This is a genomic window from Pseudomonas sp. S1(2024), assembly GCF_046557535.1.
The window spans coordinates 208764-229133 of sequence record NZ_JBKGFP010000001.1; the positions used below are offsets into that span (position 1 = coordinate 208764).

Annotated in this window: 23 protein-coding genes; 19 read left to right on the forward strand and 4 right to left on the reverse strand. The window is 56.0% G+C overall.

Going from position 1 to position 20370, the window contains the following annotated elements; genetic code table 11:
* Positions 1-3 precede the first annotated feature (3 nt).
* The 14 genes from ACLCGK_RS01080 (at position 4) to ACLCGK_RS01145 (ending at position 14235) form a co-directional block, all read left to right on the forward strand.
* Complete coding sequence (locus ACLCGK_RS01080) at positions 4-1341, forward strand: hypothetical protein (protein ID WP_410950921.1); 1338 nt, start codon at positions 4-6, stop codon at positions 1339-1341.
* A 28-nt stretch (positions 1342-1369) separates the two neighbouring features.
* Entirely contained in the window at positions 1370-2251 is an 882-nt protein-coding gene (locus ACLCGK_RS01085; RefSeq protein WP_410950922.1) for a radical SAM enzyme, Cfr family protein, read from the forward strand.
* Positions 2248-3393, forward strand: coding sequence for a hypothetical protein (locus ACLCGK_RS01090; RefSeq protein ID WP_410950923.1), 1146 nt, complete (start codon positions 2248-2250; stop codon positions 3391-3393). Before ACLCGK_RS01085 ends, ACLCGK_RS01090 begins: the two co-directional genes overlap by 4 nt.
* Positions 3390-4520 (forward strand): hypothetical protein, encoded by a 1131-nt coding sequence (locus ACLCGK_RS01095; RefSeq protein WP_410950924.1) that lies wholly within the window; start codon positions 3390-3392, stop codon positions 4518-4520. The genes ACLCGK_RS01090 and ACLCGK_RS01095 overlap by 4 nt, the downstream gene beginning before the upstream one ends.
* Before the next feature lie 2 nt (positions 4521-4522).
* On the forward strand, positions 4523-5599 hold the full coding sequence (locus ACLCGK_RS01100; RefSeq protein WP_410950925.1) for a hypothetical protein: 1077 nt from the start codon (positions 4523-4525) through the stop codon (positions 5597-5599).
* A 64-nt stretch (positions 5600-5663) separates the two neighbouring features.
* Positions 5664-6863, forward strand: a complete 1200-nt coding sequence (locus ACLCGK_RS01105) for a hypothetical protein (protein ID WP_410950926.1) — start codon at positions 5664-5666, stop codon at positions 6861-6863.
* Positions 6860-8110, forward strand: coding sequence for a hypothetical protein (locus ACLCGK_RS01110; protein ID WP_410950927.1), 1251 nt, complete (start codon positions 6860-6862; stop codon positions 8108-8110). Before ACLCGK_RS01105 ends, ACLCGK_RS01110 begins: the two co-directional genes overlap by 4 nt.
* 95 nt (positions 8111-8205) lie before the next feature.
* Positions 8206-8868, forward strand: coding sequence for a hypothetical protein (locus ACLCGK_RS01115; protein WP_410950928.1), 663 nt, complete (start codon positions 8206-8208; stop codon positions 8866-8868).
* On the forward strand, positions 8865-9803 hold the full coding sequence (locus ACLCGK_RS01120; RefSeq protein ID WP_410950929.1) for a hypothetical protein: 939 nt from the start codon (positions 8865-8867) through the stop codon (positions 9801-9803). The genes ACLCGK_RS01115 and ACLCGK_RS01120 overlap by 4 nt, the downstream gene beginning before the upstream one ends.
* 49 nt (positions 9804-9852) lie before the next feature.
* On the forward strand, positions 9853-11019 hold the full coding sequence (locus tag ACLCGK_RS01125) for a hypothetical protein (protein ID WP_410950930.1): 1167 nt from the start codon (positions 9853-9855) through the stop codon (positions 11017-11019).
* Between the two features lie 2 nt (positions 11020-11021).
* Positions 11022-12188 carry a hypothetical protein gene (locus tag ACLCGK_RS01130; RefSeq protein ID WP_410950931.1) on the forward strand — a complete coding sequence of 389 codons (1167 nt, stop codon included), beginning with the start codon at positions 11022-11024 and terminating at the stop codon, positions 12186-12188.
* A gap of 116 nt (positions 12189-12304) precedes the next feature.
* Positions 12305-13372, forward strand: a complete 1068-nt coding sequence (locus ACLCGK_RS01135; protein WP_410950932.1) for a hypothetical protein — start codon at positions 12305-12307, stop codon at positions 13370-13372.
* 3 nt (positions 13373-13375) lie between these two features.
* Entirely contained in the window at positions 13376-13627 is a 252-nt protein-coding gene (locus ACLCGK_RS01140; RefSeq protein ID WP_410950933.1) for a hypothetical protein, read from the forward strand.
* A 62-nt stretch (positions 13628-13689) separates the two neighbouring features.
* Positions 13690-14235, forward strand: a complete 546-nt coding sequence (locus ACLCGK_RS01145; protein ID WP_410950934.1) for a hypothetical protein — start codon at positions 13690-13692, stop codon at positions 14233-14235.
* 10 nt (positions 14236-14245) lie between these two features.
* Here the strand turns inward: ACLCGK_RS01145 and ACLCGK_RS01150 are convergent, their stop codons facing one another.
* The 3 genes from ACLCGK_RS01150 to ACLCGK_RS01160 form a co-directional block, all read right to left on the reverse strand.
* Entirely contained in the window at positions 14246-15526 is a 1281-nt protein-coding gene (locus ACLCGK_RS01150) for a hypothetical protein (RefSeq protein WP_410950935.1), read from the reverse strand.
* 37 nt (positions 15527-15563) lie between these two features.
* Positions 15564-15992: a hypothetical protein gene (locus ACLCGK_RS01155; RefSeq protein WP_410950936.1), complete on the reverse strand. Its 429-nt coding sequence runs from the start codon at positions 15990-15992 to the stop codon at positions 15564-15566.
* A gap of 90 nt (positions 15993-16082) precedes the next feature.
* The gene (locus ACLCGK_RS01160; RefSeq protein WP_410950937.1) at positions 16083-16466 is read right to left on the reverse strand and encodes a hypothetical protein; all 384 of its coding nucleotides are present in this window, start codon (positions 16464-16466) and stop codon (positions 16083-16085) included.
* Positions 16467-16786: 320 nt separating this feature from the next.
* On the opposite strand from ACLCGK_RS01160, the gene ACLCGK_RS01165 reads away from it, so the two are divergent.
* From ACLCGK_RS01165 to ACLCGK_RS01175, 3 genes are read left to right on the forward strand one after another with little or no spacing between them, the layout of a single operon-like run.
* Positions 16787-17185 (forward strand): hypothetical protein, encoded by a 399-nt coding sequence (locus ACLCGK_RS01165; protein WP_410950938.1) that lies wholly within the window; start codon positions 16787-16789, stop codon positions 17183-17185.
* A 2-nt stretch (positions 17186-17187) separates the two neighbouring features.
* The gene (locus ACLCGK_RS01170) at positions 17188-17577 is read left to right on the forward strand and encodes a hypothetical protein (protein WP_410950939.1); all 390 of its coding nucleotides are present in this window, start codon (positions 17188-17190) and stop codon (positions 17575-17577) included.
* Positions 17578-17591: 14 nt separating this feature from the next.
* Positions 17592-17972, forward strand: a complete 381-nt coding sequence (locus ACLCGK_RS01175) for a hypothetical protein (protein ID WP_410950940.1) — start codon at positions 17592-17594, stop codon at positions 17970-17972.
* Between the two features lie 82 nt (positions 17973-18054).
* Here ACLCGK_RS01175 and ACLCGK_RS01180 read toward each other — a convergent pair whose 3' ends face one another.
* Positions 18055-18498 carry a hypothetical protein gene (locus ACLCGK_RS01180; RefSeq protein ID WP_410950941.1) on the reverse strand — a complete coding sequence of 148 codons (444 nt, stop codon included), beginning with the start codon at positions 18496-18498 and terminating at the stop codon, positions 18055-18057.
* A 149-nt stretch (positions 18499-18647) separates the two neighbouring features.
* Between ACLCGK_RS01180 and ACLCGK_RS01185 the strand changes: the two genes are divergently transcribed.
* Both ACLCGK_RS01185 and ACLCGK_RS01190 read left to right on the forward strand, forming a co-directional pair.
* Positions 18648-19964 carry a type II toxin-antitoxin system HipA family toxin gene (locus ACLCGK_RS01185; protein WP_410950942.1) on the forward strand — a complete coding sequence of 439 codons (1317 nt, stop codon included), beginning with the start codon at positions 18648-18650 and terminating at the stop codon, positions 19962-19964.
* Entirely contained in the window at positions 19961-20356 is a 396-nt protein-coding gene (locus tag ACLCGK_RS01190; protein ID WP_410950943.1) for a helix-turn-helix domain-containing protein, read from the forward strand. Before ACLCGK_RS01185 ends, ACLCGK_RS01190 begins: the two co-directional genes overlap by 4 nt.
* Positions 20357-20370 lie beyond the last annotated feature (14 nt).

Sequence of the window (20370 nt, forward strand, 5' to 3'; positions counted from 1 at the left end):
TCATTGCTGCAAAAAGGATTGCCTGCAAGCCTGTCAGCAGGCAATACTGGCAATAATCGAATTCAGGACGACCCGACCGTGCCCAGTCCCGCGACTCAAAAACTGCGTGAAGCGCGTGCCTTCAAATTCCTGATGGACAGCCTTGCGTCAGACCTGCTGCCCATGCGCGAAGCAGCCAACTGGACTCCAGATACGCTGGTTGGCAGACTCCTGAAGATTGCAGGTGAAGGCGCCCGCCTCATCGAACAGGATCCACTCAATCGATCGTGGATTTGCACGGGTTCTGCCTCATTGTATGGTGTGCTCGGCAGGGTCTGGGGGCAGCACTGTAAGCGAAAAGAGTGGATTGATCCTGCCATCCAGGCCGAGCTTGTCGCCGTAGTCACTACACTGGTCAGCCTCACGGGTATTCCCCAGGAGATGCACAACGCCATAGGCCTTATCGGCATTGATCCTGATCTGGACAGGTTGCTGGTCAACGCCATCATCCACGGTTGCTTGCCCGGCGAAGCCATCAGCATTCAAGGTCAGCCCACAGACTACGCGGCGGATGAAATGCTGAGCGGTGGCTACGCCAGCCTCCGGCAAAAACTGCTTGAAGCAGGTAGCGTCGATCTAGCCCTTGATTTGATGGAGGCGCTTCAGTTTTTCTACGGCGACGGCTTGCAACCCTGGGTGGGAGAACCGTTGCTGCGCTTTGGCCTGGAAGCATTCGATCAACCACTCTCGCTCACACTTCTGCAAAAATCCCGCTTTGAGGCATTTTTCAGTCAATTCGATGTCAGCGACCATCACTTCAGTCGAATCGGCGATCATGTCCAGCATTTGCTCAACATGGCGAGTGCCGGCCTCGCTGAGGTCGCTGCGCCGTTAATGTCCCAGGGGTACAAGCACATTCAGTATTTTCACCGGGGCAATCCCTTCACGTTCCTCATCGATGTGGAGCGCCTGATGGGCATTGACGTTGCGCCCATGCTCACTCACTGGTCTACGCTATACAATTTCGGGCGAGACCCGGTGGAGGCATTGCGAGTGGTGGTTGGCTACCAGCTGATGACTACGGCGCCCACCATTCAGGAAAACCTCTTGGAATTCGCTGAGGATCACGACTACAAGGCCTTTGTAGAGGTGGTCAGTGGTAATATCGGGAGTGATACCGGATGTACCGCCGAAGCAGGCTGCCCGGTTAATCGAGAACACCTGAAATCCCTGGTCGCAGAATTCATGGCCCAGCGGCCCGGAGCAATCAAAGCCATGGGCAGCGACCCCGTCATTGGCCCTGTCGCGTCTAAACTACCAGGGTGGTATGTGGATCGCCTCGAAACTGAACTGGGCCTTTAAAGCCATAACCACGATTGCCGGAGGAACCATGAATCAAGACATTCAAGTGCTCAAAAGCGCTCTCGACCAGTCCGTGAATTTCACGTACCGCGCCCCCAATTTCTTCTCCTTCGAATCGCGCTACGTGCGCCGCGATCAGGCCTATTTCATCACCTATTTGTCCAGTCAGTCGGGCTGTGACCAAGCATGCCGCATGTGCTGGCTGACCAACAGCGGTCAAAACAAGCTGGACAATGCCACCTTCGAAGACTTCATGAAGCAATCGGCCCTGGTCATGGAGTACTACGACAAGACCGAAAAAGCCGAGCTGGTGCACTTCAATTTCATGGCCCGTGGCGAGGCACTGAACAACCCGTTGATCCGGGAAGACAGTGCCAGACTGTTGAACGCACTGAAGCAACAGGCAGATGAGCGTGACCTCAAGTCCAAGTTCCTGATCTCGACCATCCTCCCCCGCTCGTTGGGCGATCTTTCGCTGATGGACATCTTCCCCGAGGTGCATCCTGAGATCTACTACTCCCTGTACTCGATGAAGCCGGAGTTTCGCAAACGCTGGCTGGCCAAGGCCCACCCTGCAGAGCATGGCCTGGAGATGCTCAAGGCCTGGCAGGAAGCGACCGGGAAGACCCCCAAGATTCACTTCGCATTCATCGAAGGCCAGAATGACTCCGAGCAGGACATGGAGCTCATCGGCAACGCCATCAACGCCGTGGGCCTGAAGTGCAACCTCAACATCGTGCGCTACAACCCCTATGACGCACGCTATGGCCAGGAGCCTGAAGAAGCGGTCATTCACCGCAACACCGACCTGCTGACGTCGCTGATCAAGCCGGAGGCCGTACGCATTGTGCCGCGTGTGGGCAAGGATGTGTTCGCCAGCTGCGGTACCTTCATTGAGGTTGCAAAATGAACCAGCAAGCGCTGGTGCCTTTGGACAACTTTCGCGAGGCAGCGCTGGCCAATGACGCCTTGCTGTTCCTGGAGTGCGCCGAGCAAGCCAAAGCACGCATGCGTCAGAGCATCGAAGACAACCGGTTTGACGAGATCGCCGCCCAGCACAGCATCCTGATGGACGCCCTGCGCAACATCGCGACGGTCGAAGACAAGCATTTAGGCTGGGGTCTTCGCCCGCCTGCATTCCTGTTGCCGCTGTTGCCTTTGCTGCCAAAAAACGACCACATGACGTTCAAGCACCTCGGCGCTCATCCCGAGAGTGACGAACATATCCTCACCCAAAAGTTGGACATCACTGCCCTGACCTTCGGGCAAGATGAACAAGGCTACCGGACGCTCCTAAGACGGCTCCAGGCGCTGTCGAACGGTGCTGCCTATGGCGCCGTGACGAGCCACATGGCCCGGCATCTGCAGAACTTGGAGCCAACGACCGCAGAATTCCACCGGGTGGCCAGGCACCTGGTACACTCGATCGGCATGTGCCCGTCTGGGCTGAAGCTCAGCACGGAGCACCATCAACTGCTGGAGACAGTCCTGACTTCGCTCAAGCTGCCGAACATCACCCTGACCCTGGATTACGCGCATGGGTACCAGCGTCTTAGGATGGTGCGCCCACTGCGCCATCTGATTGGTATGGGGTGTCAAATCGATGTGCTGAATACACACAAGCGCCACCACAAGGACTATCGGAGACTGGTGAATTTCATTGTCTCTCACCTGGATGAGGTGGGCTTGGTCAAGCTCGTGCAGGGCTTGACGTGCAGAGGTGAGTTGTCGCTGGCCAATCCGCTGGCCCACGCACTGTTTGAGTCCAATCACTTGGACACGCGCACCTTCATTCACCGCTACACCGAACACAATGCGCGTGTTGAAATCCTGTTCAAGATCGCCAAAAGCTATATCGATGGTCAACCCGCTCCGCCACCTGGCGATGGCGGTAAAGTCGGCGAATACCTCAACGTACTTATCGAAAATTCAAATCACAAAAACATGCGTGACCTTTCCAGACTGTCCAAACTCACTCAAATCCCCGAGGAATGGATCAAGACGACGGATTGGTACCAGGTGCAACGACTTGAAACGGAACTCGGGCTATGAGTCTCACTGAATTCTCCACACACTCCAACCTGCTGGAACGTGAGGCTCGGATGATTCGGGCCATCGAGACTGGCGATGAGCGAACGCTCGAAAACGAACTGATTCAACTGGATAAGATCCAAATCGAATGCATGCTGTATGGAGATATCACTGCGATTGTCGAGCATCGGACGGCACTGCTGTCGAAAATCAATGCCATGGGCGATCGCAACGCACCCCTGCAGATCAAGGTCATCGGTGACAAAAGCTTGTCCCTGCACGAAGCCTGCGAAATTGTCAGTGCCAAACGACACCTGAAAAAGGATCGCATCTTCAACGAGGCTGTCTTTGACAATTTGATTAAATTCAGGCCTTGGGAGATGCTCCCGGTCAAAAAGCCTCTGGAGATTGATGTCATCATCAGCACGTGGCTGGATAGAGAGGAATACGGATTCGCCCTCCCCCTGCTCGATGAATTGATGCTGACCGCCCGCCATCCCCAGGGGTTGCAAACGGTTATTATTGGGGCATTGAAGACCGCAGCCGAAGACGCGGGGGGCGCCTTCGAGTCCCCAACCCCCTTTCTAGAATGGGCCATTGCTAATGAACAAGCCATCATCAATCTTGACCCTGTAGCCGTTCCGTGTGCATCCGATATCACCTATGACGTTGGTCTGAGCCTGGCCAAAGCCGGGCTGCGCCAGCTCGCTAGAATCGTCATTCAACATTCGGACAAGATCCCGGATCAGGGGGATCTCTGCAGACTTCGCCTGGAAGCCGGGATCAAACTCACTGATGAAAAAATCCTGGCCCTGTGGAAACATACTGGTGACACCAGCCGGCTGCAACCCGGCAAAATCGTCGCCTTGACGATGTACACTATGGCGTTCGAAGATGCACCAATACCCCCTGAAATTCACGCCAGCTTCCCCAACCGGGTGCTCCGGGATATCGATGATAGTATGCGGATTTTGACCGACTGCAAGGTGCCCCATGACCCCGCACGCATTGGGTTTCTGCTCGATTATTGGTGGCATGCCACCGGCAGGAACTACAAGACCCTAAAGGCGCAATCATGGCCCGACGAGGTTAAACTGGCCTGCGAAGGGTACCGAACGCATCAACTTGAAGTCGACATGAGTCTGTAACCATGCAATTCGACCACATCCAGAACCACAGCAATCACATTCTGTACCTCGCCGAATGCCTGGCCGAGTGCTCGGCAGATGAAGATTTGCTGAGCGCAGAGAAGGCGGTGCATGCCCTTCATCAGTTCATGCATGAATGCGCCCTGCGTGGTCGCTATGCAGCTTTCAGTCCGATTAACGAGAAAATTGACGGGATTATCGCCGAAGCCGATTCCGCTCCATTTGTTCAGCTGCTGGCCGAGAATTTTCCGGTCAGCCTGACCAGAGTTTATGACTTGATGCGCCTGCATGAAGCAACGGACTTGCGGCGGACACTGATTGACAACGTTGCCACACACCAGGCCGTCGCTTTTGATCCCAAAGATTCGGTGTCCTCCCGATCGATTGCCTTGGGGAAGCTGCTCATCAAACAGTGTGACGCCCCGCTTTTGTGCGCACTGATGAGCGAAATCTTCAAATACAATCCGGATGCGCTTCCCTCGCTGATAATGTGGGCCATGCGGGCGGCACCAGAACAGTTGTCCGAACCTGTGCTTGCCTGGCTGGCCAGGGGCGACCATCAGAAGAAAATTATGCCACTGATGAACAGTCATTTTGGGGCGCAGTGGAGTTTTCGCGAGCTGGTGGACATGAAGGCTGCGGGAGTCACCCTGGATTTTTCCGATTTTTCCCAGCAGGCCCGAGGCAGCGATTTGCTTTATTATGACTTCAAGCTGCAGTGCTCCTTCCGGGTGTCCGTCAATGATCTGTTTTCAACCGAGGGTGCATCACTGGATGCGAAAGTCAGCTATTGTCTGCTGCGCAACTGCCATCTGGATGCGCTGTTAGAAGTCGCTACTAGGCCCGCCATGCAGCAAGCGTGGGAGCCGATGATGGATTCCCTTATATTTGCCGTAAAAGCGGGTTACATCCGCGAAGACCACGGCTTGCGCGCCCGCGTAGGAACATTCCTTGATGCATTTCTGGCTCACCAATCCGAAAAGGTTGTCGTGGCGATCGTGCGACGCTACCCGCAGCAATGGTTGAAAGAAAGCTCCATCTGTATGACCGCGCTGCTTGAGGTGGATTTGGGACTGTAGGCTACCTCCTGAGTTAACTCCCCAGGTATCCTGTAGCTATCCCACTTCGAAACGAGCCTTATCCATGCAGCTTCCTGACATGCTTACCCCTGCCGACATTGCCAACCTGCTTCATGAGCTTGATGATCGGCAAAACAAACTCGGCTGGTATCTCATGGCTCGACGCAGCGAGGCTGAGCGGATCGAATTCGAGGCGGATATGCCGCATTTTTTTCAGGATTTGGCGCGAGCATTGAAGCACCCTGCCCTATCGGGATCGCTCCTAATCCAAGAGCGTGTGACCAAGCTCCTCAAGTCCAATATCGACCTGGTAAGTAGCGCAGACCCGGATACAAAGCCCTTCATCATCAAGCACTTATTGAATCACTTCCCGATGCAGCTGGAAATCCTGCCACTCACCCGTCAGCTGCCCGTTGAGACCGGCATGCGCATCGCCCAGAGCTTTATTGAAACTGCGCCCCTGGAGCTCTGCAGGCCTGGCGACCTGGCCTCATACACGAAGATGATGTCGGATAACTTGAGCTCTGAGGCTTTTGCGATGGTGGCAGAACACCTGCTGGATTACTTTGCCCGGCTAGAATCCGAGCAGCAAGCGGGTGTCAGGAGTGCAACTCGGACAATGCCACATGCACCCGCCTTTGCAGATACCATCCTCAGGCATTACGTGACCCTGTTCGCCGAAGAAATGAACATGGGAAACCCCTACTTCAAGCTGCTGGCGAAATACCAAGACCAGTTGGTGGCCTTGCGTCCAACCGCCAAACAGGCGCCCTCCATCCACGACATAAACTTTATCGGGTCTTTGTACCGAAACGGTCTGGACAAGCTCGCCACGTGCCTGTGCATTGAATGGATCAAGGACTATCAGGGGACTGACCTGATCCGCATGCTGGAAGACGAGGGTTTTGTGGTTGATCAGGCGCTCCTGGAGCAAGTGCATTGCGAGTTGGCCGGTGAGAATTACCCATTGACATACATGAACCTCAACTTGCTGGATTACAGCCTGGTCAGGCCAAACTTCGACATGCACATCAACGCCAGTTATTTCACTTCTGCCGATGTCGACCGCATCAGCGTGGCGTTACTTCTGAATGTCCCCGAGGATGAGCACGTCCTTGTCCGCACGGGGGCCTTCCTGGACGAGCTGTGTGCAACGGTTCGCGGAGCGAAGGAGCACATGGCCAAGACGCTGAAAAAGTCTCCCTACTGGCGGCACAGCGCGGCCTTGAGTGAAGAGCGATTGCTGGGAGACCTCGGCCTGTGAAAACACCAGACTTTTTGAACGAGCATGATGCCCATCAGTTGATGATGTGGAGATTCAAGCGAATCGAGCAAGATTTGCAGCGCATTGTCGATTGTTTTCACATGGGCTTCGAAGAGGACTTGCGTAGCCATGAGTTCGGCGACAAAGAACCGTCATGGGAGGCTCTCCATGAACACGAATTCGCGACGTTCAAGAACATCTGTGAAAACTTCGAGAACTGCGTAGAAGACATCTGCTACGTTTTGGAGCATCATGCTAAAGGTCAGGGGGAATATTTCCAGCGTCAGATGTTGTCCATGGCCTACAAGGCCGTCGAACGCCACCCCATTTTCCAGAAAGACACCGTGTACGCACTTCCCATCATGGAACGCCGGCTGCCCTTTACAGCCGAGTACTACGTGAGCTGGCACAAAGAAACGCCTGAGGCACTGGACGTTAAACTGCTCCAACGATTCTTGCGTCAAGAGGTCTTCAGTGCAGAGCAACTGAGATCCATGGCGATCAATTTTTCGAAGAAGCAGGCGTTCCAGGCCATGGACATTGCGTTCAGAGCCTGGGACAGCGCGACACCGATCGACAGTGCCTACACGGTGGCCAAGACGGATTTCGTCTGGCAATTGATCATTGAGTCTCAGGCCTATACCTCCCAATACCTGTATCCGGGCATGGAAAAATTCATCAAGGCCAACGAGAAGTCCTTCGAAACGATTTTGCCGATGCTGAGCATGGGGTACAACACCCCGGAGCCAAAATTGCTGATCGCGATGAAAAATTCGGGTTTTGGCCAAATTGCCCTGGAAGTTGGTCGGCGCGTACTGCACCGCAAGCACCAGCTGCCTGAGCGCAAGTACCACGACCTTGACCATCTGGGCGTGGAAATTCCCGAGTCATTCATTCGCGCCTCGCTGAATGAGGACGCTGAGGAACAGTGGAGAATGTCCGCCTCCTATTTCCTGGACAAGGACGCGCTGCAGATCGATCTCTCGGACATTGAGCTCCCCTGGTTGATTCAGCGCAAATTCTCCAACGCGGAGGGTCGCTTTCTCTACGAACAGCAGCTGATCCAACTGCTGAAATCGGTGGGGATAACCGAAACGGCGCGCAACAAACGGCAGGACTTACTCTCGATGTTCATGGCCAAGGATCAGTACCTGATCAAGCGCTTGATCAAACAAGGCCTCCCTGAATCCTACATGGAAATGGAGAGCGTCAGGGAAGAGAAGCTGTGCCTGGATCTGGGGCTTTAGGACTACGCAGCTCGATCGACAGCTAGCCCCGAGTATTGCACACTGAGCATTCGTTTAAAGGGGTCGCCAGGACGGCCTTTCAAGGAGCTGAACTTGTGAAACACCTAACTACGGGCACCACAAATTTAAGCGCGGCGCCGGCAGAAGACGAGCTGACCCTCCATCGGCTCACCAACGCTTTGCGCGCACCGCTACCTCCAGTTCCGGAAGGTGCTGAGGTATTTGCCCGGCAGTTTGCTGATGCCTTCATGGCGGGCGAGATCATTCCCTTCTACGAGGGGCTGGAGGACAGTACGGTGCTGCATGACCTGTTGTCGAGCGAGCCTGAGCGATATGGCCAACTTGCCTCCCTGACCCTCAAATACGCTCACCAGCACCACTGCACCTTCGCCGTCGCGCTGGCCAGTTATCTGCAGGCGCCTGACAGCCTGATCCTGGTGGTCGACCAGCACGGCGCGCCATTGCACAGCATGCTCGCCGATGCGACGGGTGATCTGCTACTCGATGCTAACGGGGTGCGTACCCAGCAGGATGTCCTCAACCATTTCAAAGGCACCATGCTGGGACTCCCGGTTTCATTGCGCAAAACCACCCTGCCCGAGCTGATCGCGCTGGGAGAGGTCAACCAGGAGGCAGTCGACGCCGTCCTGCCGGCATTTGGTGTCACTGCCGAGTTCATGCTCAACAACCTGGTCGCGCTCCATGATGGCCCTGAATTCGACGATGAGCTCGATGATGAGCCGTGGATGCAGCCATGAGCCAGTCGCGAGAGAAACAGGTGTTGAAACTGCTCGACAGTCGCCTGGACATTTTCTTCTGGTTGAAGCTTAAGGAGGAATTGCGCACACCTTCCCCGGCAGACGACTGCTACTTGCCCGCCCTGTATCTAGATGGCTCTATCCCGACTGGCCTCCAATGGCTGGGCGATCACATGCGCCTGGAGCTCGGGGATGAGTTGCAGTTTTCGCACCTGGCGAAACAGCTCAATCGCCTGTGCGATGCGCAAATCGAGGCCAGCCTGCGCGGCGCCCAGATCCCCTTGAACGAGTTGATCGCCGAGTTGCAGCAGCATCCGGAGGAAGAGGAAGCTTTCGATCGACTGATTAGCGCAGTGACCGAATATCCATCTTTCGCGCTTTTTGTCGCCGATGTGGCAGGGGCTTTTGTTTTGCCAAACCAGAAGGTTGAGCCATTCTCCCTGGCCCCTGGCCTGGCGGGCCCAATACAGTTCGAGGTCATCCACCACACGCAGGAGCTTGGCCAAGTCCAAGCAATGAACAAATTTGGCGATCATGTCGACATGCTCAAGTGGCTCGACCGTGAGGGGCTACGCGGCGGCGCCAGCACCTTGGAAGGTGCACTGGATGTCGTATTGCAACTCTTCGAAGAGTCCAACCGCTTGCTCCTGCGCGGTGGGTCACTTGAGTTCAAATCGATCGCTTGCACCATTCGAGCTGCGGGCGCGGCGATTGTCCATGCACGGTTTCCGCAGGCCACTCGAAACCCCGTCACGCGCCAAATAACGTGGCTAACCACGGGATCGGAAAGCCGAATCCTCTGGGAAATCCGTGGCCAGGGGGCTTTGCCACACCTGGGCGGCCAGGGGCTGGTGGCCTGGGTTCAGGAGCAATATCAGGCCAAGGGGCTTGAGCTGGATGTTCAAGCGAACCTGGAAAATGATTTAGGGCTTTAATTGGCCATGATGGCTGGTGGTACACTGGGGATATATCGAGGATCTTGCCATGCCCCATAAACCGCATTCCGCCATTGTGACCCACGAAAGGGTCATGAACGCCTTCTCTAGCCTGATTCATGTCTGCACCAGTGAAGGCTCCTCCGTTGACCAGGCCATTCGGCTGACGCACAACATTGGCGCCCTGCTCGCCCCTGCGCGCAGCAAGGGGTTTGATGGCGTGGTCAAGCAAGCGACTCAGCAGGCTCAGCGACTTTACCTGGAGGCCGGGTTTAGCGCGGCTTTCGTATTTTCGCCCGAGGATTGGAGCGAGCTACAGGAAAGCTTAGCCATGCACCTGCCTGTTCCTGACCATGGCGCACTGCGGTTTTACATCAGCGGCTCACCGCGATCACTGCTCAGAGCCCTGCAGACCTACACGGACAGTGCCAACGTGTTCGAACACTACACGCTCAAGCAGGACGCTTGCGGCATCTGCCGGGACATCGCCGCGCAGGGCAAAGGCCATGGCGAGCCAGCCCTGGGGTTCATCCGCTTCCTGGCCGATGTGTCCAAAAGCTGCCCGCAGGTCTTTCCGCCCGAGAACGTGGCCTACGCCATCGCGGCCTATTACGGCGGACTGAAAGAGCAGCTGGATATTGAGATCCATCACGACCTGGGGCTGGTGTTGAAGGAGTTCATCCCTGCGGTGGAGCGCACCAGCACTTCCTTTGACCTGCCTCGTGTTGAGGAGGCTATTGCGTTGCATGAGCATGGCTACCCTGATGCCGCGCAAGTCATGCTGCTCAAATGCTTCCCGAAATCGAACACCCTGAAGCATACGGCGCTGTTGGAGATTGAAAAGCGCACGGGCTTGAACTTGACCCCCTTGGTGGAAAAGATTAAACACACGCCGTTCACCCACGATGACCATGTGCAGCACACCGGCTTGCTGGTGATGCATTTCCTTGCGTCTAAGGCGCCGCTGGTGAAATTTGATGATCTGCACCTGACCACGTCAAAAGCAAGCAGCTCGATGATTGGCTGGATGGAAACTGCCGTGGTCAACTACAAGGACACCGTGAATGAAGACCACCTGAAAACCACACTCAGCTTCGTGTTGGAGCATCGGCCACAATGGCTTGCCAATATTAAGCAAGTGCCGGCGCTTCGCCAGTTCATGAAGGGTATTGAACACCATGCTGAGGACATCCTCGGCGAAGACCTGGGCCTGTAACAATGGATATGTTGCTCGCTGTGCAAATGCGAGATCAAGGCAGTGCATTGATCGAAACCTGTGAAGACAGTGGCTTTCAAGCCTGTCTTGCACCGCTGCAAGCACTGAATGCCGTTTTCAAAGACCTGGCTGCCAACGGGCTAAATAGAGCCATCACTGACTTACGACAGCAGCTTCTCAGCAGCTTCCTTCGTTCTGATCGCCGCGACCCCGACACCGGGGCTCCGACCATTGCCCCTGATCACATGCACGTACTGCTGGCCACTATCCCCTTCGTGGCTGCAGGTCGGAACCTTGCGGCGCATTTGGGCATTACGGAGGCCCTGGATAACCAGATTCTTGAAAACTTGCAGTGGTGCTTATTCGAAGATTCGCGACCCGGTTGTGTTGGCGAATATTGCACGGCGCTCTCTTCCAAGAGCCAAGATATTGCGCTGAAGTTGTTTGAGGCGGCCCTGTCCATGCCTGATATCAGCCAGGAGGATATGGGTGGGAAGGAGATCATCTACCATATGAGCACCATCTCGACGCCGTGGCCTGAGCAGATGAACCGCATTTTGCAAAACCATATGCCGGTCATCCAAGCCGCTGCGGCGGTGCAAGGGCATTGGGTCGAAACATTGACGATCATCCCGCCGCTGTGCGCGGCAGGCCATGATGACCTGGCGCAAACAGTATTCGACAACACCAAATTTGATATCCGGCAGATGGATTCCGCCTACCTTGATATCGCCCATCAGTACTTTGGTGACAAAGGCCTGAGCTCCAAGCTCGTCCAGCTCTTTCCCGTGCAGCGCGGCAAAGTGGGTTTGAGCAGCGAGGAAGTGGTCGCCCTGCTCAGCCTGGTCGATCGCTACCCCAACCTTCAGTTTCCCAAGGCACAATGGAACATGATCGCCAAGAGCTCCTCCGTCTACTATTTCGGGCCAGCTGTCATGAGGTTTTTGAACACGCTGCCAGACTCAGGCACGGGTAGCCTGCAAAATCCCCAGGCAGTCAATCGTATTCTGACCACCCTAATCGACGGCGCCAAGGATACCAATGGCATCAAGCAACAGGGCGCCAAACAAGCGTTGCTGAGTATGCTGTCGCCGGATTGCTCCAAAGACCTCCTGCTGCAGTTGGAATGCCTGCGCGAGGACATTCTCACGGACGACCTGGGTCTGTGAAGCAGCTCCCGGCAAAGCCGGGTAACTATCGACTCCCCTGCACAGGGGTGCCACACCTACGGTTTTTATGTATATTGGCAACTGGATACCAGCTGCCACTGTCATAAGGACACCCAATGAGCACCCCCTCGCCCCATGACTCGAAGGATCATATCGTTCTTGAGCCGGTTGAGCCTGAGTCCATAAAGCAGTCACTGCTCGACTCCCTGCTTTCCATTGGTACCATGGCATTTCTGGTGCTCGCCCCCCTGACCAGCCTGATCCATTTACTCAAGATCGAGAGTTTCGCCCCCATGGTGCTACCGGGTATGATCTGGCTGCAAATGTGGAACACGCTGATTCGCAATGGCCGGGGTCAAAATACTTCAATCGGCGCCATCGTTGAACAAACGCTACTGGTCGGTCTGTTCGCGGGTGCCTTGCAGGTTGGCCCACTGATTGCGGGTGATGTGACAGAGGTGTCCAAATTCATCAACCAACACCTCGCTGAAATTACCCTCTGCCTGATCTGCTTCATCGGTACAGCCTATGTGCGCAAACTGGGCGAGAAACTGGCCACGCACACCCAAAGCCTGTTTGGCCTTCCTGTGGCAGGCCACGCGCAGCCCCTGACAGCCCTGGATCGACGCATCATTGCCGTGCATGAAGCCGGGCATGCCGTAGTGCTAGGCCTGCATCGCCACCTCCCGCTGGGCATGGAAATCGTGATGCGCAAAAAATCCGACGACAGTGGCAGTCTGGGCTATTGCACCGGGCCCGCCTGGAACCACGCCCTGGACAGCAAAATCCACGTTGAATGGGAGATGCTGTTCGCCCTTGCGGGCATTGAGGCTGAACGACTGTTGCTGGGCGAAATCAGCCTCGGCGGTGCCAGTGATTACCGCAACTGGAACACCCTCGCCCAAAAATACCTGAGTGGCCATGATGATCTCATCTATTTCCACGCACCACAGAACACCTGGCAGGAAGACCACAACCACAAGACCCTGATCGAGCTCAAACGCTCGCAGCAAGCCTTGGTGCGTGAACTGCTGATAGCCAATGAGAACATCCTTCAGCTGCTCAGTGACCAGCTTGAACACGATCGCAAGGTGGCGGGTCAGGATCTCGTGGAGATTCTCGACAAGGTCGGCGCGGTTGCCGGCTGCCCCGCATCCCCCAAATTCAAGTCCATTCAGGATTGATCAATGAGCCTGCAGTCCACTTTCCAGCTACTGATCCACCTGCTCCTCTACGCCTTGTGCCTCTACCTCCTGATCAAGGCCTTCAGGCCCAGACGGCGCTGCCCGATGGATTGTCTGGAGGAGCGCGGGCTGAAGCTGGCCAGCGAATCCCTGCTTGATGAGGCTGAGTTTCGCATCATGATGAACAAACCGATGACACCCGCTCAGTTGAACAGGTTCTTTGGCATGTTCGCCCAATATTTCATGCGCAGCTAAACGGGCTCAGCTCCGATCGCCTTGCATCTCGCCCACCTCTGCGCCTTCCCCGGAGTCAGGAAATGTTAAGAGTGCAGCAAAATCCAACCAAGCCGCAGCTATCCGAAACCGATCTGCTCCCGTATGACAACAGTGTCTGCCAGGTGATCGACGACTTTCCCGTGTTTGGAACCTACACCGTCGATCATTATCGCCATGGCCGTTGCCATCTATTCGCCCTGACCATGGCAGAAACGCTCCATTTGCCTATCGGCGTACTGGTCGATGAGCATGCGTTCGAGAATGGCCTGGGGGAGCCGCTGTGGGCGCTTGTGCATGCCTATTGCCACATGCCTGGGGCACAGGCTTATCTCGCCGATGCAAAAGGCCTGAGCTTGTCAGAACAGCTGAGGGATGAATATCTGGCCTTGGCTAACGAGCCGGGCGAGTTGATTGGCGATGAGGCAGCCGCTTTGCTGACGCAATGGTTGGCAAGTGGTCTTTTGGAAGACTACCTGCCGGGAGAACGCAAGGCGCTCGCTCGCTATGTAGTCGCCATGCAGGAAATTGGGTTGCTGCCAAATTGCAAGTTCGAGTCTAAGGTGCAACATCAAGAGCCAGGCCCGTAAAAGCCATTACTCACTGCGCAAGACGCCATAAAATTCTTTGAATCGCTTTGCAGAGCAGGCCATGGCGACTGCTAGAATAGACGCTGACCAACTCGTACCGCGACCGGGTCTCAACGATCTCCAGCGCCCAGTCCTCGTAGCGGCTGTAGGTCTCCGCGACTTTCACAAAAGGGTACATCCCCATCAGTTCTTCCAAGTAACGCTCGTAGGCCCCCAGCACATGGACATCGAGCAGGTGCTGGCGCTGCCTGACAATCCGGTAGGCTTCGATAGTTCCACGACCGTAGGGCGCCCAGTTAAAGTCACCAGGATCACACCCAAGCAGCACATCGCCTGAAGTTAGCCGTAGATCGACGCATAGAGCCAGGCTCAAGGGGCCATCGGCCTGAGATGTATCCTCCTGATCCGATCGAGCTTGCCAGGCAATCCATCCGTCGCTGTGTATTTGGGTCGCGTATGCTCCCCCAAGATCATCGGGAAATTGAAGCGCATAATGATCATGCCGCCCATCCACTGGGTGGGGACTCTCTTTCTGGAACTGACCGCTGTAATAGGCGTATCTACCGGGGGCGACCCCTTCAAGCTTGGGAAAAAGCGCCACTGCAGGCGTATGTTTCAATGCCGCTTGGGTGGCATCGTCAGCCCAGAGCACACGCGATGAACGCTGGAGGCCGACCTCGACCAGAGCGCTCGCTCCCCCTGGCGCCCACAGTTTGCTGCGCAATGGCACCTCGCAGGAACCGCGCTCATTGGCCAAGCACAGGCTCAGGATGCCGATGATGCAGTCGCGAGGCGCATAGCGCATCAGGAGCGAGTGCTCTGCCCCTTTGATAGACGCTTTTTCAATCATGGTCTGCCCGAGCAGATGGGCGCCGTCCCACAGCTCCAGGTCGAAACGGTGTGACACACAGCCCCGAGGCTCATGAATTGTGGCGATCCACTTGCGCGCTTGTTTGCAGCGAATCTGGTAACAGTGGGATGTTCCCGCTTCGGTCGCAAGCCCCCTGATCAGTACAGCATGAAAGCGGTCACCCAGGGTTTCGACGAACTCATTATTTCGATAATCAGCCGCGAGCAAGCCATCGACCCAATGGGTAATGCTGCTCTGCAGCGCGGGAGCAAATCCATGGAAAAAGTCCAGCGCCCGCTGGAGTTCCAGTGCACTGAAGCCTGCTACCAGCAGGGTATCCGGGCTGAGGGTCTGATGGCGAAACAACTCGGATTGCTGCTGCAAAACCTGGCCTTGACTGATCCAGCGCAGGATCTGTTCGGTCGGCTGGTTATCGAACATCACCACGTCTCCAAGAAGCCGGCCAGGCAGTGGCCGATCACGAGGCTTGCTTGTAGTTGGCCAGGTGATTTTCGAGGGTCATGGTGCGAACAATCTCGCCATGCTGGCTCATCAAGGTTTGCGAGAAGCCAGCCAGGGAGTGGGCAACAGCGGCACGGTCGTGATCGGACGCTTCGACCGCAAGGTCAATTGCTGCCAGCCCTGCAGAGGTGCCGATTTCCGATTGTGCCATCATCGCCCGGTCGGCAGCCGTGGTGTACGCCTGTTCGAACTCGCTTTTGGCCACACGCAGACCGTGGGAAAGGCCGGTGACATGCCCAACCAGAAAGCCCAGGTACATGCCATGGGTCATGGGGTCAGCGTAATCGCCTTCGGTGTTTCTGGTCATATCCAGGTTCAGCGCTGCGGGCGCCTGCTGTTCAAACAACCGGCGAGAGGTACCATCCAGGAGAATCGACTTGGTCATGACAGGCTCCGACAAAGAGGCCCACGGCAGAAGGCGTGGGGCAAGTGCGATGGAGTATCGTGGCTGCTTGCCATTCTGTCAATATCCTATTTAAGCGTCGTTGGCTGCCCCTGCGTATTGGGCTTGTCGCTCGGCTTCAAGCTGCGCTTGAATATCACCAATCGTAAACGTCTTGTTGCGCAAATAGCGGCCCAGCGTGCAGTGATGCAGCGCACGCTCAAGCACTGCCTTGCCAAATCGGTGCTCGATCTCTTTGGCAACGCTTTTACCGATCAGTACAGGCGCCACGGCCAATACCACCACGCCGATCAGCGCGGCCAAATACAGCCAACCTGGACTGTCAATCGCCGGCAGTCCTGGCACGATGAACCCAGCAAAGCAGATGACCTTGGTTTTGTGATCAAACCTGAAGGCAAGACGCCTCAGCTTGAGCCAGTGGATTAGCTGGGTAACTTTTTCAGCAGGTACGGCCATACGATAACCACCATTAGGCTGCTCCAGCACCTGGCCAATGGTCGGGTGCTTTTACTCCTGACCCAGAAGATCCGCATCATCGCGAACCCTGCGCCAAGCCAGAATGCAGCAAAGAATGTGACGTAAAGTAAATAAGGACTCATGAGAACGGTGTGATTGCAAACGGTGTGTACAATATAGGCATATTCCAAGGGATGCACAAGGGCACCCCGTTCTTGCACAGCTGCCGCATCAATCCATGACACACCAGCACTGTTTAGTGATATATTGAACTCAACCTTTCAGACCTGCAGCTGCCGATCTCCGGCAATGAGACCGTCATGTCCAATTCATCTCATCCGTTTGGCTTGAAACGCCGGCTCGGCATTGCCGAAACCGCACTGGACGGCATCGTGATTGGTATCGGCACGCTGGTGGTGCTGGTCATCTTTGGCTTTGAAGTCCAAAAGGCTGTCGAGCGCACGCATCGCCTTGAGGCCTTGTACGATCAGCTGCAGGAAAAGTCACCGCTGCACAAAGCGTTCATCGACAAGTACCGTCTTTGCACGCCTGATCGTAAAGGTGCAGGCCCCGCCACCAACTGTCTCGGCGAAACGGTGCAGCAGATGCTGTTATTGAAGCCAACGCACGCTCAATTGTTCCAGGTTGAGCAGGATGTGCGCCATGGCGAGCAAACCATCTACGCGCAGATTCCTTCAACGTTTTTAAATGGTAAATGAGCATGAATGCGCGCAAAGTCGTTGTGGCTGCATTGTGGCTGGCAGGCGCCGCGATCGCGGCGACGGCGGTCTTTTCATATGGGATCTCCGCCTGGGCAAATCGCCAGGCCAATTCCCCGGAAGCGGCTTACCACGATATGTACGCTGCGCTCGGCACCAAGAGCCAGGATCACCGCAACCTGGTCAGCTTTTATGCGTCATGCGTTGCCAGGGGAACTGTGGGGGTCATTGGCAGAGGTATCCCGATTGCCAGGGACGTGGTCGCACGTGACTGCATGGACAAAACCGAGGCCTGGGCGCAAAAGCTTGAGTTGGAGGTACCCTTCTCAACCATTCGCAACGACATCGGCTCCGGCGAAGCTCAGGTCTACCTGCGTACACGCCAGCAGTAAGCAGGGGTAGCTTCATGTCTAACCAGAAACCATCCGTTGCTACCCGCGTAGCCGTCAGCACCTCGGGCATGATGGCCCGGTGGGCCTTGAAGTGCGTTTATGCGGGCATGTTCTGCTGTGTTGGTGCCATGGCCATACTTCTCGTAGAGCGCGCTCAGACCCATGCGGCCTACACCAAGGTGTACCAGGAGCTGGCGCTGAAGGGCCCCAATTACCGTGACGTGCTCGCCTACTATCGGCATTGCCAGTCTGGACAGACTGTACGCGAACCTCAGCGCGACTGCATGCGCGCGACTGAGCAGTGGGCGAAGCAATTGCCCCTGAGCGTGCCTTTTGCGGCCATTGCGCAAGACATACGTGAGGGTGAGGCCTCAGTCTCCATGCAGCCCCACTAACAGCTTTCATGCAGTTTAGGAACAAGGCTTCGGCACGCACTGCAGCCAAGGCTTGTTGCCCCAACCTTGGGCTGAATGCGGGTTACTCCGCTGACTCAGCGCCCAGCTGCGCCCATTTGCCCCTGAGGCTCATCAACATCACCGCAACCCCTGGTGCAGCCGGGTGGCGGGTCTGCAGTGCCTGGTACGCATCAATCCGTTGCTTCAACAGATCGCGCAACTGGGTGGATTTGACAAGCCCCCTAAATACATCCCGTTGCGCGGCACTGCCCGTGTCCACCATCATCTTGTGGGCTGTCTGTTGCGTGTAGCTGCAATGCGGACAAACCCAGCCCTCTTCCGTAGCAATCAATACCCCGAGATCCCCGCCCTCCTCACCATGGTAGCCATCACCTCGGTTCGCGCAGGTATAGGGATGGCCTAAGAAGCCGCCTGATGTGTGAGTCTGAAAGGTGTTCAGGGCCTGCACGGCCTGGCTTGGAAAAGGTGCAGTCAACAGGTTGGTATCTTGAACGGATGAGGTCATGGAAACGTTCCTTTCGATGAAATGGTCACTTATATTCGGCACTAAAATACTGATTATTTCTTCGACCGCGCAAAAAGCAGAACTATATTGCCGCTTGTTTCGGTTTAGCATACCATAAGCAGTATTAAAGTTCCGGTATCGACATCGCCATGACTGATCAGCTCACGATTCAAACCTTTGTCCAAGGCCAGTGGCGTGATGCGCTGTTACTGACCATCGAGAACCCGCAAAAGGTGATGGTGGGGGCATGCTCCACCGCCTATGACGGTGGCTACCTGGTGGACTTCATCGACCAGCTGGAAACACGGCTGGAGCCTGCAGTGAGTGTCAACCTGCCGCTGGCCTGGGATGCCCATCGGGATACCGGCTACCCGGCATTTGTGTATGACATCATTCCTGCCGGGGCGGCGTATCGCTCGTTGGTCAAGCGCTTCGGCGGGGAGAATACTGAAGGGTTGGATATGCTGTTCTACCTCTTCAAGCGCTGCACCCCCTCTCCAATTGGCCACCTGCGCGTAAAGGAGTCTGTCGAACACCTCAAGGCCGGGGCCCTTGAAGCATTTGATCAGCACGAGGTCGTTGAGAGAACCAATGAGTTCCTGGAGTACGCCTACGAAGCCGGGGCCGCCCTGGGTGGGGCTACTGGTGCTCAAGGCGAGGCGCCCAAGCTGTTAATGGTTGAAGATGCGCAAGGCAAGCTCTACGCAGATGCGATGCTTCCTGACGCCCAGGCGCAGCACCACTGGCTGATCAAGTTTGCCCGCAACAAGGTGACCGAGACCGACAAGGCGATTCTCAGGGCTGAGTACCAATATTACAAGGCCATCGCCCAGCTGGGGTTGGACACGGTGCCGGTGGCCAGGATGCAATTGTGCGAGGCTGAAAAGCCCAGCCTGTGGATGCCTCGGTTTGACCGCCGCGTGGTGAATGGCCGCGTTGAGCGTATTGCCATGGAGTCCATCTATTCGGTCTGCAACGTCAAGGAGCAAGGTCAGCGCATGGATCACGAGGCGGTGTTATATGCATTGGCCAAGCTCTGGCGCCAGAATGGGCAGGGTGACGAAATCGAGGGGCTCGTGTTCGAATACGTTCGGCGCGACCTGCTGAACAAAATACTGGGCAATTCGGATAACCACGGTCGCAACAGCGCTATTTTCCGAACGGAGGGGCGTTTTCAGCTTGCTCCGATCTACGACCTGGCGCCGATGGTGCTGGACGCAGAGGGGGTCACTCGCGCCACCAAGTGGGATGCCGAACGCAAAGGCAATCCCGACTGGGGGAAAATTTGCGTAGATCTTCGGGAGCTTGTGGCGCCCGATCGGCTCATGACACACCTGAAAACAAGCGCCGAAACATTCCGCGCTCTGCCTGGGCTCTTGAGCGAGCTGCCCGAGGAGGTCAAGGCATCGCGGAACATCCCCCTCAATGAATTGGACAAACGACTGACAGAATGGGGGCTGCGATGAACCACCTCCGTCCCGAACAGCGCCAAATGCTGATCGAAGATATCCTCAAGGAAAATGTCCTGGGTAGGCAGACGCTGGGCACCTCCATTCGCCGGTTGCGGATCGAGGTCACGGGGTTCGATCAGACCACTTTCGCCAAAATGTGCCAGATGTCGACGAAGGCGCTGTACCAGCTGGAAAACGACAAGGCCAATCCCACCATCAATACCCTCAATAGCATCCTGAACAAGTTTGGGATGCGAATGACGCTTGGCGCGATCGTGCGTGATGAGGTCATACTAAGCAAAAGTGACCACCTGGCGCTCAACACCTCCATGCGTGGCACCAACCCAATTGCGGCCAAGAACCGCTCCCTGCGTAAGAAAGCGCGGGCGAATAACAATGTAACGTGAAGGTCGTCCTGCAT

Coding starts and splice junctions, on each gene's coding strand:
- ACLCGK_RS01150 (WP_410950935.1), bottom strand. CDS start 15,526: ATGTTCGATAACCAGCCGACCGAACAGATCCTGCGCTGGATCAGTCAA.
- ACLCGK_RS01170 (WP_410950939.1), top strand. CDS start 17,188: ATGAATGCGCGCAAAGTCGTTGTGGCTGCATTGTGGCTGGCAGGCGCC.
- ACLCGK_RS01145 (WP_410950934.1), top strand. CDS start 13,690: ATGTTAAGAGTGCAGCAAAATCCAACCAAGCCGCAGCTATCCGAAACC.
- ACLCGK_RS01120 (WP_410950929.1), top strand. CDS start 8,865: ATGAGCCAGTCGCGAGAGAAACAGGTGTTGAAACTGCTCGACAGTCGC.
- ACLCGK_RS01095 (WP_410950924.1), top strand. CDS start 3,390: ATGAGTCTCACTGAATTCTCCACACACTCCAACCTGCTGGAACGTGAG.
- ACLCGK_RS01185 (WP_410950942.1), top strand. CDS start 18,648: ATGACTGATCAGCTCACGATTCAAACCTTTGTCCAAGGCCAGTGGCGT.
- ACLCGK_RS01135 (WP_410950932.1), top strand. CDS start 12,305: ATGAGCACCCCCTCGCCCCATGACTCGAAGGATCATATCGTTCTTGAG.
- ACLCGK_RS01180 (WP_410950941.1), bottom strand. CDS start 18,498: ATGACCTCATCCGTTCAAGATACCAACCTGTTGACTGCACCTTTTCCA.
- ACLCGK_RS01160 (WP_410950937.1), bottom strand. CDS start 16,466: ATGGCCGTACCTGCTGAAAAAGTTACCCAGCTAATCCACTGGCTCAAG.
- ACLCGK_RS01175 (WP_410950940.1), top strand. CDS start 17,592: ATGTCTAACCAGAAACCATCCGTTGCTACCCGCGTAGCCGTCAGCACC.
- ACLCGK_RS01090 (WP_410950923.1), top strand. CDS start 2,248: ATGAACCAGCAAGCGCTGGTGCCTTTGGACAACTTTCGCGAGGCAGCG.
- ACLCGK_RS01105 (WP_410950926.1), top strand. CDS start 5,664: ATGCAGCTTCCTGACATGCTTACCCCTGCCGACATTGCCAACCTGCTT.
- ACLCGK_RS01100 (WP_410950925.1), top strand. CDS start 4,523: ATGCAATTCGACCACATCCAGAACCACAGCAATCACATTCTGTACCTC.
- ACLCGK_RS01085 (WP_410950922.1), top strand. CDS start 1,370: ATGAATCAAGACATTCAAGTGCTCAAAAGCGCTCTCGACCAGTCCGTG.
- ACLCGK_RS01140 (WP_410950933.1), top strand. CDS start 13,376: ATGAGCCTGCAGTCCACTTTCCAGCTACTGATCCACCTGCTCCTCTAC.
- ACLCGK_RS01165 (WP_410950938.1), top strand. CDS start 16,787: ATGTCCAATTCATCTCATCCGTTTGGCTTGAAACGCCGGCTCGGCATT.
- ACLCGK_RS01125 (WP_410950930.1), top strand. CDS start 9,853: ATGCCCCATAAACCGCATTCCGCCATTGTGACCCACGAAAGGGTCATG.
- ACLCGK_RS01155 (WP_410950936.1), bottom strand. CDS start 15,992: ATGACCAAGTCGATTCTCCTGGATGGTACCTCTCGCCGGTTGTTTGAA.
- ACLCGK_RS01190 (WP_410950943.1), top strand. CDS start 19,961: ATGAACCACCTCCGTCCCGAACAGCGCCAAATGCTGATCGAAGATATC.
- ACLCGK_RS01130 (WP_410950931.1), top strand. CDS start 11,022: ATGGATATGTTGCTCGCTGTGCAAATGCGAGATCAAGGCAGTGCATTG.